Raw genomic sequence first — 11,856 nt, 5'->3', positions numbered from 1 at the left:
CGCGGTTTACCCCGTCCGCCCTTGCGGGCGATCTGGAGCCGCCGTTCCGGCGCAACCACGCATTCCTCCATGCAAAGAGACGTGGCACGGCACAGCCGGTATTTCAACCGCTTATATGGGCGGGTGGACGAGAAAGAGGCTCAGCCGCCGGTCACGCTCATATGGCGGGAGACGGCGGGCCGGTTGTGGGTCCGGTCGATGATGAAATCATGCCCCTTCGGCTTGCGCAGCAGGGCTTCATCAATGGCGCTCGAGAGATAGGCGTCGCTGTCGGAGGCGCGCAGCGCCGTGCGCAGATCGGCGGCGTCGTCCTGGCCGAGACACATATAAAGCGTGCCGGTGCAGGTGAGGCGCACGCGATTGCAGCTTTCGCAGAAATTATGCGTCATGGGGGTGATGAAGCCCATCCGGCCGCCGGTCTCCTTCACCGTCACATAACGGGCGGGGCCGCCGGTCTGGTAATCGCTGTCGATGAGCGTGAAGCTCTTTTCGAGATCGGCGCGCAGCTGCGAAAGCGGCAGGTAGCGGTCCGTCCGGTCTTCTTCGATCTCACCCATCGGCATGGTTTCGATGACAGTCAGGTCCATGCCGCGGCCATGGGCGAAACGCATCAGATCGGGAATCTCGGCGTCGTTGAAGTCCTTCAGCGCCACAGCGTTGAGCTTGACCTTGATGCCTGCGGCCTGGGCCGCGTCCAGCCCTTCCATCACCCGGTCGATATCGCCCCAGCGGGTGATATGGCGGAATTTATCGCGGTCGAGCGTATCGAGCGAGACATTGATGCGGCGCACGCCGCAATCGGCGAGCTCTGCGGCGAATTTCGAAAGCTGCGAGCCGTTGGTGGTCAGCGTCAGTTCGTCCAGCGCGCCTGTTTGCACATGCCGGCCGAGGTTCCTCACCAGCGACATGATGTTCTTGCGAACCAGCGGCTCGCCGCCGGTCAGCCTCAGCTTGCGCACGCCGCGCGCGATGAAGACGGAACAGAGCCGGTCGAGTTCTTCCAGCGTCAGAAGGTCCTTTTTCGGCAGGAAGGTCATGTGCTCGGACATGCAATAGGTGCAGCGGAAGTCGCAGCGGTCGGTCACGGAAACACGCAGATAGGTGATGGCGCGGCCGAAAGGGTCCACCATCGGTGTGCTTTTTTCCATCAGGGTTTTCGCTTTTTCAAGCGAGCCGGGGAAACTGTTCACGTCTCCATCCTCATTGCGCCTTGCGCCGGGCACACACGCCTGATGTGTGCTCTATTAGGTGATGTAGTGGCTTGCCTATCGTGAGGCAAGTCCGTAATTCTGACGCATGTGACGAGCTTGCGGAAGTGAAAAATGAGTGATGCCTGGCCGACCGAGCTGCTTGTGTCGAAAGACCGGCGCGAATTGACTGTTTCCTTTGATGATGGAAGCGTTTACCGGCTTGGCGCCGAGATGCTGCGTGTGCTTTCACCCTCCGCGGAAGTGCAGGGCCATGGGCCGGGACAAAAGGTCACGGTGCCCGGCAAACGCAATGTCGCCATCCGTTCCATGGTCGCGACCGGCAATTATGCGGTTCGCATCGTTTTCGACGATGGCCACGATAGCGGCATCTACACCTGGAAATATCTGAAGGAATTGGGTGAGACCGGGGAGGCGCTGTTTGCGGACTATGAACGGCAGCTCGCCGAAAAGGGCCTGAGCAGGGAACCGCGATTCCGATAGCCACACGCCATACGCTGCATTGCCGGGCGCACGACATTCGTTCGACAGACGCAAGGCCTGCGGCTTATCGTGACGTTTCCCCCCTCATTCCTTTGGCAAGCGCGGGAATGAGGGAGGAGGACAGCTTCGTCTGAAGCGCCATGTCCCGGCAGCAAATAACCCGTTGAATCTGCGCGCCGTCCGCCAGTAAAATCGTTTTCGCTTTTCCCGCCGATGCGCTAGGAAGTGAGGGAGGGAACACCCTCGTCTTATTGATTTTCAGCGGGGTGGCGTGTGGCTGTAGAAGCGAACGGAAATGATCTGGCCCAGGTGGTCGTATTGTTGGCGGCAGGCGTTGTCGCCGCGCCGATCTTCAAGCGCATCGGTCTCGGCTCGGTGCTCGGTTATCTGGCCGCCGGCCTCGTGATCGGGCCTTATGGTCTCGGTTTCTTTTCCGATTCGCAGGCCATTCTGCATATAGCGGAACTCGGCGTGGTGATGTTCCTGTTCATCATCGGCCTTGAAATGCAGCCCTCGCGGCTGTGGTCGATGCGGCAGGATATTTTCGGGCTGGGTGCCCTGCAGGTGCTGGTCTGCATGGCGGGCCTGACGCTGGTGGGCGTCAGTCTCGGCTTTCCCGTCATCATGTCCTTTGTCGCCGGCACCGGTTTCGTGCTGACCTCGACGGCGATCGTCATGCAGATGCTGCAGGAACGCAACAGCATGTCCAGCCTCAAGGGCCAGCGCATCATCGCCATCCTGCTGTTTGAGGATCTGGCCATCGTGCCGCTGCTGGCGCTTGTCGCCTTCCTCGGTTCGGGTGGCGAACATGTGACGGCGTCGGAGCGCTGGGTTTCAGTCGGCATCGCGCTTGCCGCCGTCGGCGCGCTCATCCTTGCCGGGCGTTATCTTCTCAACCCGTTTTTCCGCCTGCTCGCCGCTTCCGGCGCGCGTGAGGTGATGACGGCCGCAGCGTTGCTGGTGGTGCTCGGTTCGGCGCTTCTGATGCAGGTCAGCGGTCTTTCGATGGCCATGGGCGCTTTCCTTGCCGGCGTGCTATTGTCGGAATCCTCTTTCCGTCACCAGCTTGAGGCGGATATCGAGCCGTTTCGCGGCATTCTGCTTGGCCTTTTTTTCCTCGGCGTCGGCATGGCGATCGACCTTGCCGTCATTGCCTCCAACTGGCAGCTCGTGCTGGTAAGCGTCGCGGCTTACATGCTGCTCAAGGCCTTCCTGATCTATGGCGTGGCGCGGGCGCTTGGAACCACTAGGCGCGAAAGCCTGGAACGGGCGGTGCTGATGGCGCAGGGCGGCGAATTCGCCTTCGTACTTTATTCGGCCGCCGTCAGCGCCGGTATTCTCGACCGGGAGGCGAACGCCATCCTGACGGCGACCATCATCATCTCCATGGTGCTGACGCCGCTGATGGTCATCCTGCATGACCGGCTGGTGCCGGCGGCGGTTCCCAATACCGACGATCTCGACGTGCCCGAGAATGTCGAGGGCAGCATTCTCCTCATCGGCTTCGGCCGTTTCGGGCAGATCGTCAGCCAGCCGCTTCTGGCGCGGGGCTACACGCTGTCGCTCATCGACAAGGATGCCGAATTCGTGCGCGATGCGGCGGAGTTTGGCTTCAAGGTCTATTATGGCGATGGTTCGCGGGCGGAAATCCTGCATGCGGCCGGCGCCAGCACGGCGCGCGCGGTTCTCATCTGCGTCGATGACAAGGAGGCGGCGGTCAGGATCGCGGAGATCGTCAAGCACGAATTCCCGCTGGTGCCGGTCCTTGCCCGTGCTTACGACCGTGGCCATGCCATTGATCTGCTCAAGGCGGGTGTGGACTACCAGATCCGCGAGACGCTGGAATCGGCGCTGAATTTCAGCGAGGAAGTGCTTGGCGCCATGGGCGAGGAGCGGGAAGACGCCGCCCGTCTGGTGGAGGAATTCCGCGATCGCGACGAGGAACGTTTCGCCATGGAAGTCGTCGGCGGCATCTATGCCGGCCGTTCGCTGATCCGCGGCAACGCCCAGCCGGCCGATCTCGTCGCCGCGCGCACGGCGCGTGAGCGGGCGGAGCGGGAAAAGGCGGAAGCGGCAGAGGAATAGGGATTGCGCCCGGTGGTGTCGCAGGGTGATTTCGAGGGATAGGAACGGATATGACGATCATTCGCACGGTTGAGGAATTGAAGGCCATCTATGACGGCGCGAGCGAGGCATCGATCGCCAAGGTGACGGCCACGCTGACGGCCGAATACCGGCTGATGATCGAGACTTCGCCGTTCCTTGCGCTGGCGACGGTCGGGCCGGAGGGTATGGACTGTTCACCGCGCGGTGATAAGGGCGGCGTGGTCAGGGTGGCTGATGACAGGACGGTGCTTCTGCCGGACTGGCGCGGCAATAACCGGGTGGATTCGCTTTTGAACATCGTGCGCGATCCGCGCGTGGCGCTGATGTTCCTGATCCCCGGCTCGAACACGACGATGCGCATCAACGGCCGCGCTGTGGTCTCCGTCGCTCCCGATCTGCTGGAAAGCTTCGAGATGGATGGCAAACATCCGCGCACGGTTATCGTGGTGACGATCGACGAAGTCTATTTCCAGTGCGCCCGGGCGCTGATGCGCTCCGAGCTCTGGAACCCCGATAATTTCGTCGATCCGGCGTCGCTTCCGACCCCCGGTCTTCTGCTCAAGGCGGCAAAGGCGGAATTCGATCAGGAAACCTACGACCGCGAATGGGCGGCGCGGGCGGCGAAGACCATGTGGTGAGGCTTTCCCTCCCGCCCTCATTCCTGTGACAAGCACAGGAATGAGGGCGGGGAGAGCGCCGTGTTTTTAATGCGCCCAAATTGGCGCAATTTGCTTCACGTCCGATAAATCAGCCAGTTCTTCCCGACGTAATTCTTCTGCATGCCGTCCTCATAATAGACGGAGCGGTTCCGGCCGGTTTCCTTGGCATGGTAGAGCGCCGTATCGGCATGGCCGTAAAGCTCGCTCGGATTGGTGGCCTGCGCGGCGGAGGCGAAGCCGATGGAGATCGTCACCGTGCCGTAGTCGGCGCCCGATCTCGAATTGCGGAAGGGCGTGCTTTCCAGCGACAGGCGGATGCGCTCGCACGTCACCATCACCTCTTCCGGCGTGTTGCCATCCAGAATGATGGCGAATTCCTCGCCGCCGCTTCTGGCGACAAAACCATCCTTGCGGACATTGGCGCGGATGACCGAAGCGACGGTGGCGAGGATCTTGTCGCCGACCGGATGGCCGAAAGTGTCGTTGATCCGCTTGAAGTGATCGATATCGAGCAGAACCAGCGTGGTATATTGCAGGCCGATGGAGCTGTCGTAAACGGATGCCAACCGGTCGTCGAAGGCGCGCCGGTTGGAGAGGCGCGTCAGCGAATCGGTGTTGGCGATGCGCTTGTATTCGTCCAGTTCGAGGCGCACCTGATGCATTTCCTCGGCATGGCGGTTGACGTCGTTGAACGCCTTTTCGCCATCGATGATCTTCGAGCCGGTGGCTTCGGCCAGCAATGAAATCGCATTCCTCAGAATATTGCTGCTGGCGGCGTTCTTGTCATCGATGCGCTGGCGCGTTTCGCCGAGAATCCTGTTGTAGTTTTCGATGGAGGATTGTTCGCGCCTCAGCGTTCCCAGGAGGCTCTCCAGCTCGCGCCGCAGCTTCTCATGCGCATCGTCGATCGACCGTTCGGGATTGCCTTCGCCGTAGCGGGAGGACAGCTCGTCCAGATCTTCCTGTGTCACCCGGTTGCCAAGCGCGGCCAGGTCCTTCGTCAGGGCAGGGTTCGAGCCGATATAGGCTTCGTAAAACAGGCTGTAGTTACGCGGGATCGGCGAAACACCCATGCTCCGCATGGCATAGGCAATCTGCCCGGCAATGTCGGGCCCCGTGGTTTTGGGCGTGGATGCCGTGTTCATCAAGAAACTCCAGTGAGTCTGCTTATCGACTATGATTATTATTATGAAGCGCGTTTTGGAAAGCTTAATTTACGGGAAACTAATTTTTGTTTTCGGAAACGCGATTTTCGCCGATATTTATTTTATTTAATTGATAAATATAAGTAATTTTCATTTTGAGGAATTCCGGAAGTTTTTCGCTCTACTATTCGTCTTGGTGCCAGCATCGCATTTATTCTGTCAATCCCAATAAGAGGATTCGTGTGATTTATTTTGGCACAACAATAAGGGGAGATATTGCCGGGACAAAGAGAGAAGCGGGGTTTTGAGTTGAAGGAGACTCCACCTATAGGCGGCTTTTTCTGTCATTCGTGTCCAGATACAGGAATGTTACAGTTTTATTGGCGGCTCCCGTGCCGCGCGGGATGTGTCAGTGCCGTTTTGAGACGGCGCGGCAATCATTTGGCAAGTTTTGGGAAGGGGTCCTTTATGCTGTCGGCACACCGCCTGCGTATCAGGATTTGAGCCTTATGACCGGGCACTCCGCCCCTGCGGCTGCCTCAGGTGCATTTGGCGGACGCACGATCAGACAATCGGAATGGGCCAAAATCTTCATCATCGATGAATCCTGCTTCGCATAGGCTTCCGCCACCAGCACGCCTTTTTCGTCCGTACTGAAGCGGGCGCGCAGATAGTCCTGCCGGTGGTCATTCGCCTTCAGCGGCGTGGCGGTGCGGGCTATGGCCATGCGTTGCAGGGGCGCGCGGCGGGCGAGGCGGCGTATCAGCGGTTCGAGGAACAGCAGGCCGCAGACGAGACTGGCAACCGGATTTCCAGGCAGACCCAGAACCTGCATGACGCCGATGGACCCGACCATCAGCGGTTTCCCCGGACGCATGGCGATGCGCCAGAAATCGAGCTGCATGCCTTCCGCCTTCAACGCGGCCTGCACGAGGTCGTGGTCGCCAACGGAGGCGCCGCCGAGCGTCACCAGCACATCCACCTTCGCCGCGACGGCCTTGCCGATGGCGGCGCGGATCAGCCTCTCGTCATCGGCAATGATGCCGAGATCGAGAACCTCCGCGCCGGCCTGCCGGGCAAGGGCTGCAACACCGAAGGTGTTGGAGGCGATGATCTGGGCGGGCTGCGGTGCGCTTCCCGGCGGCAGCAACTCATCGCCGGTGGCGAGGATGGCGATGCGTGGCTTGCGATAGACAGTGAGCGCGGCATGGTTCATCGCCGCCGCCAGTGTGAGGTCGGTGAAGCCAAGTTCACGCCCGGTCTTCAGAGCCGTTTCGCCTTCGGCAAAATCCTGCCCGCGCGGGCGGATATGTCGCCCGGCGGTGACGTCGAAGGCGGTGCGGATTTTTCCGCCCTCCAGCACTTCGGCGTCTTCCTGAATGAGGACTGTATCCGCACCCTGCGGTACGGGCGCGCCGGTGAAGATGCGCACGGCCTGGCCGTCACCCACCGCGCCGGTAAAGGCATGGCCGGCTGCGGCCTGACCGATGACGGTGAGGACCGAACCTATCTCCGGCGCATCGGCGCTGCGCAGCGCATAACCATCCATGGCCGAGGCGTCGAAGGGCGGCTGGGTGAGACGGGCCGCAAGGTCGGCCGAGAGAACCCGGCCATCACATTCGGCAAGCGGCAGGGTTTCGCTTTCGGTCACCGGAACCGCTGCTTCAAGAAGGCGTGTTATGGCCTCATCCACGGGCAGCAGCGGTTTCATTCAGGTCTCCTGTCGCCGGAAATCGCCGGATTTGCCGCCGCTCTTTTCGAGAAGGCGGATATTGACGATTTCCATCGCCTTGTCGGCGGCTTTCGCCATGTCATAGATCGTCAGGCAGGCAATGGAGACGGCGGTCAGCGCTTCCATCTCCACGCCCGTTTTGCCAGACAGTTTCACCATGGCCTCGACTCTCAGGCCGGGCAGGGCGGTATCTTCGGTAATATCGACCGCAACCTTGGTCAGCATCAGCGGATGGCAGAGCGGGATGAGGTTTGCCGTCTGTTTGGCGGCCATGATGCCGGCGAGGCGCGCGGTGCCGATGACATCGCCCTTCTTGGCGTTGCCGTCGCGAATGAGCGCCAGCGTTTCCGGCTTCATCTTCACGAAGCCTTCGGCCACGGCGACACGGACGGTTTCGGCCTTGTCGCCGACATCGACCATATGCGCTTCGCCGCTCGCATCGATATGGGTGAGCTTTCCCGTCTCGCTCATCGGCGCTTTATTCCGCTGCCAGAATGCCGGATTGGCCTGTCAGCAGCGCTTTGGTCGCCGCTGTCACATCGTCCTTGCGCATCAGGCTTTCGCCGACGAGGAAGGTGCTGATGCCGCTTTTTTCCAGACGCTGGCAATCCTCGAAGGTGAAGATGCCGCTTTCGCCCACCAGCAGCCGGTCAGCCGGCACGAGGCCCGCGAGCTTCTCGCTGGTTTCGAGGCCGACTTCGAAGGTGCGCAGGTTGCGGTTGTTGATGCCGAGAAGCGGCGAGGCGAGTTTCAGCGCCCGTTCGGTTTCTTCGGCGTCATGCACCTCGACCAGCACATCCATGCCGAGCGAAAAAGCCTCATCCTCAAGCCGTTTCGCCTCGTCGTCGGAAAGCGAGGCCATGATGAGGAGAATGCAGTCCGCACCCCAGGCGCGGGCTTCATGCACCTGATAGGTATCGAACATGAAATCCTTGCGCAGCGCCGGCAGGGCGCAGGCATTGCGGGCGGCGGTCAGGAATTCCGGCGCGCCCTGGAAGCTCGGCGTATCCGTCAGCACGGAGAGGCAGGCGGCGCCACCGGCCTCATAGGCTGCGGCCAGCGCCGGCGGATCGAAATCCGGGCGGATCAGGCCCTTGGAGGGGCTGGCCTTCTTGATTTCGGCGATCAGCCCGAACTTGCCTTCGGCCTGTTTTGCCCTCAGCGCTTTATAAAAGCCGCGCGGCGCGGTCTGGCCGGCGGCCATCGCCTTTAGATCGGCAAGCGAAACCCTGGCCTTGGCGGCGGCGATTTCCTCGCGCTTGTAAGTTTCGATCTTTTTCAGAATGTCGCTCATGATCTCGCTCTCATTCTTCGTTGGACACGGCGACCAGACGGTCAAGCGCTGCTGCGGCCGCGCCGCTGTCGAGCGCTTCGCTGACGATCGTCATCGCCTCGCCAATCGTCTCAGTCTGGCCGGCAATGACCAGCGCTGCTGCCGCGTTGCACAGCGATACGTCACGATAGGCGTTGCGTTTTCCGGAGAGGACCTCGCGCAGCGCCGCCGCATTGGCAATGCCGTCGCCGCCCTTCAAATCTTCCATGGAAACGGGCTCGACGCCGAAATCCTTCGGCGTCAGGTCGAAGGTGCGGATCTTGCCATCTTTCAGCGCCGCCACATGGGTGACGCCGGTTGTCGTAACTTCATCCATGCCGTCGCCATGCACGACCCAGATGCTTTCCGAACCCAGATCGCGCAGCACTTCGGCAAGCGGCACCAGCCAGCGCGGCGAAAAGACGCCGAGCAATTGCCGTTTGGCGCCCGCCGGATTGGAGAGGGGCCCGAGCAGGTTGAAGATCGTCCGCGTGCCGAGTTCGACGCGGCTGGGGCCGACATGGCGCATGGCGGAGTGGTGCAGCTGCGCGAACATGAAACCGAGACCCGCCTCGCTGATGCAGCGGGCGATGAGCTCGGGACCGATGTCGAGCTTCACGCCAAGCGCAGAGAGCGCATCCGCCGTGCCGGATTTGGAGCTTAGCGCCCGGTTGCCATGTTTGGCGACCGGCAGGCCCGTTCCGGCGACGATGATCGAGGCGAGTGTCGAGATATTATAGGTGCCGATGCCGTCACCGCCAGTGCCGACGATATCGATGGCATTGGCGGGGGCCGAAACCGGCAGCATGCGGGAACGCATTGAGGAGACGGCGCCGACGATTTCGTCCACCGTTTCCCCGCGCACGCGCAGCGCCATCAGGAAACCGCCGATCTGCGACGGCGTGGCTTCGCCCGACATCAGAATGTCGAAAGCCGCCCGCGATTCCTCGCGGTTCAGGCTTTCTCCATTTGCGACCTTGGCGATCAGCGGCTTCAGTTCGGCCATCTTGTCGCCCCCCGGGTTAGAAGCCGACCATCGCCTGATCGGCGAGGGCCTGATTGATGGTGACACCATAGTCATTCTGCAGGCGGTTGACCATCTGGTCCAGCATGTCGTCGCCGGCCGCGCGGGCAATGGCGGCGAACTGCTGGTCGTCATTGGCGAGCGCATCTGCAGGCGCATTGGTGTCGACGGCGGTGACCTTAAAGAGGATGCGGCTCGAACCCTCGGCATCGGCGGCCGTGCCGACCACGCCTTCGGCGCCCGAGAAGACGGCGGCGATGGTCTGCCGGCCGAAAATCGCGTCCTCGCTCGTGCGGCGCAGGCCGGATTTCTGCTCGACGGCAAGGCTCAGCTCACCGGCCACGGCTTCCAGCGTGTCGCCCTTTTCGACGCGCGCCTTCAGTTCCTCGGCCTTGGCGGCAAGCGCGTTGCGCTGCTGTTCCGCCGTCCAGTCGGCCACGACATCGTCGCGCACTTCGGCAAGCGTGCGGTCGCGGGCGGCGATGATCTGGTCAACATCGAACCAGATGTAACCTTCGCGGCCGAGATTGATCGGCAGCGCTTCCGTGCCGGGTTCGGTCTTGAAGACCTCCTGCGCGAGCTGCGGGGAGGGCAGGCCCTGAACCGCATCGCCCTTTTCATCGAGGCCGGCGGCATCGATGGCGGCGATGGTGACTGGCTTGAGGTTCAGCTGCTTGGCGGCATCGGCAAGCGAGGAGCCGCCGGCGCGCAGGTCCTCGTAACGGTCATGCACATTGGTGATTTCTTCCGCGGCGGCGGCGGTGGCGAGGTCCTTGCGGATATCCTCTTTCGCCTCTTCCAGCGTGCGGGTGGTTTCCGGCTTGATGCCGGTGACGCGCAGGATGACCGGGCCGAAGGAACCTTCGACCACGGGCGACACGCCGCCATCCTTCTGGATGGCGAAAGCAGCGTCGGCGATCGACTGGTCCGGGATGGTATCCTTGGTGAATTCGCCGAGCGTGACGTCCGATGCGGCCTTGCCCTGATCCTTCACCACCTGGTCATAGGTGGTATTGCCGAGGCGGATCTGTTCGGCGGCGGCTTCGGCCATTTCCTTTTCAGGGAAGGTCAGCTGCTCCACCGTGCGGCGGCCGGCGGTGCGGAAGCTGTCCTTGTGGCTGTTGTAATAATCAGCGATCTGGGCGTCGGTGACGGAGGCCTGATCAGCGATGTCTGACGGTTCCAGCTTCACATAGGTGAACTTGCGGAACTCGGGCGCGCGATATTTCGTCTTGTTGGTCTCGAACCAGGGTGTGAGCACATCGTCGCCCGGCGCCTTGACCGGCGGAATGACGGCGTTCGAAAGAATGACGTAGTCGACCGAGCGCTGTTCATTACGATATTGCTTCAGCGCATCCACCAGCACCTGCGGTGCGGCAAAACCATCGGAAACGGCTTCGACGATCTGGCTTCGGACGGCAACCTTGCTGCGTTCCTTGATATAGTCGTCCTCGCGGAAACCGGAATTGCGCAGGCGCTCGCTGAAGAGATTGCGGTCGAACTGGCCGTTGACCGACTTGAAGGCCGGGTCTTCGGCGATGAGGTTGGCGAGGCGGTTTTCCGAAAGGCCGAGATTCATCTTCGAGGCCAGCTCGTCAAGGGCTGCACCGGCCGCAAGCTGGCTGAAGACCTGACGGTCGATGCCGAAGGCCTTGGCCTGTTCGGTCGTCAGGCGGGTGCCGAACTGGCGGCTGAGATCGGAAATCTGGCGCTGATAGGCGAGGCGGAATTCCTCAGGGCTGACCGTCTGGTCACCCACCGTCATGACGGCGTGGGAATTGGCGGTGACAAGCGATGCGGAGACGCCCCAGACGCCAAACGAAACAACAAGCAGGAGAAGCAGCAGCTTGGCTGCCATGGTTCGAGAAGCATTTCTCAGGGAATCGAGCATCGTTATGCAAACCTCACAGGAACGTCATCGCGGTTGCCGGCTGTCCGGCCCGCAACGTATCGGCGTTCCTTAAATCAATCCAAACGGAAATTGAAGGGAATTTGCCTTGGAAAAACGGGGTTTTGAAAACGGTTGTGTGATTGAAGGCGCCGAAATGGAGGCGACGGTTCGATATCGGCTGCCTCTAGCCAGCTCAAGTCCTTGGGCTGAAGGGCTCCTCCCGCCGCGCGCGAGCCGCGTCAGTCGGATTGCTGGGATGAGCACTTGAATGGGGGAAGGAGAGGCTGGCGGCTTGG

General features: G+C 61.5%; 10 protein-coding genes. 3 read left to right on the top strand and 7 right to left on the bottom strand.

Annotated elements, in window-relative coordinates; translation table 11 throughout:
• Window positions 1–140: 140 nt before the first annotated feature.
• Window positions 141–1,190: a GTP 3',8-cyclase MoaA gene (gene moaA / locus CFB10_RS02515; protein WP_026364135.1), complete on the bottom strand. Its 1,050-nt coding sequence runs from the start codon at window positions 1,188–1,190 to the stop codon at window positions 141–143.
• A gap of 132 nt (window positions 1,191–1,322) precedes the next feature.
• On the opposite strand from moaA, the gene CFB10_RS02510 reads away from it, so the two are divergent.
• The 3 genes from CFB10_RS02510 (at window position 1,323) to CFB10_RS02500 (ending at window position 4,435) form a co-directional block, all read left to right on the top strand.
• Window positions 1,323–1,691 carry a gamma-butyrobetaine hydroxylase-like domain-containing protein gene (locus tag CFB10_RS02510; protein ID WP_020012728.1) on the top strand — a complete coding sequence of 123 codons (369 nt, stop codon included), beginning with the start codon at window positions 1,323–1,325 and terminating at the stop codon, window positions 1,689–1,691.
• A 273-nt stretch (window positions 1,692–1,964) separates the two neighbouring features.
• Window positions 1,965–3,776: a monovalent cation:proton antiporter-2 (CPA2) family protein gene (locus tag CFB10_RS02505; RefSeq protein WP_020012727.1), complete on the top strand. Its 1,812-nt coding sequence runs from the start codon at window positions 1,965–1,967 to the stop codon at window positions 3,774–3,776.
• Between the two features lie 50 nt (window positions 3,777–3,826).
• A complete protein-coding gene (locus CFB10_RS02500; protein ID WP_020012726.1) occupies window positions 3,827–4,435 on the top strand; it encodes a pyridoxamine 5'-phosphate oxidase family protein in 609 nt (202 codons plus the stop codon).
• A gap of 95 nt (window positions 4,436–4,530) precedes the next feature.
• Here the strand turns inward: CFB10_RS02500 and CFB10_RS02495 are convergent, their stop codons facing one another.
• From CFB10_RS02495 to CFB10_RS02470, 6 genes are all read right to left on the bottom strand, one after another.
• Window positions 4,531–5,601, bottom strand: coding sequence for a GGDEF domain-containing protein (locus CFB10_RS02495; protein WP_020012725.1), 1,071 nt, complete (start codon window positions 5,599–5,601; stop codon window positions 4,531–4,533).
• A gap of 493 nt (window positions 5,602–6,094) precedes the next feature.
• Window positions 6,095–7,312 (bottom strand): gephyrin-like molybdotransferase Glp, encoded by a 1,218-nt coding sequence (gene glp / locus CFB10_RS02490; RefSeq protein WP_020012723.1) that lies wholly within the window; start codon window positions 7,310–7,312, stop codon window positions 6,095–6,097.
• The gene (gene moaC, locus CFB10_RS02485) at window positions 7,313–7,804 is read right to left on the bottom strand and encodes a cyclic pyranopterin monophosphate synthase MoaC (protein ID WP_020012722.1); all 492 of its coding nucleotides are present in this window, start codon (window positions 7,802–7,804) and stop codon (window positions 7,313–7,315) included.
• 7 nt (window positions 7,805–7,811) lie between these two features.
• Window positions 7,812–8,627 carry an indole-3-glycerol phosphate synthase TrpC gene (trpC, locus tag CFB10_RS02480; protein ID WP_020012721.1) on the bottom strand — a complete coding sequence of 272 codons (816 nt, stop codon included), beginning with the start codon at window positions 8,625–8,627 and terminating at the stop codon, window positions 7,812–7,814.
• A gap of 10 nt (window positions 8,628–8,637) precedes the next feature.
• Entirely contained in the window at window positions 8,638–9,651 is a 1,014-nt protein-coding gene (gene trpD, locus CFB10_RS02475; protein ID WP_020012720.1) for an anthranilate phosphoribosyltransferase, read from the bottom strand.
• A gap of 16 nt (window positions 9,652–9,667) precedes the next feature.
• The gene (locus CFB10_RS02470; protein WP_026364134.1) at window positions 9,668–11,560 is read right to left on the bottom strand and encodes a peptidylprolyl isomerase; all 1,893 of its coding nucleotides are present in this window, start codon (window positions 11,558–11,560) and stop codon (window positions 9,668–9,670) included.
• Window positions 11,561–11,856: the final 296 nt, after the last annotated feature.

The organism is Agrobacterium sp. 719_389, from assembly GCF_900188475.1.
GTDB lineage: Bacteria > Pseudomonadota > Alphaproteobacteria > Rhizobiales > Rhizobiaceae > Agrobacterium > Agrobacterium radiobacter.
Note: the sequence above shows the minus strand (reverse complement) of the source record. Positions and strands in the feature narration are given on the sequence as shown.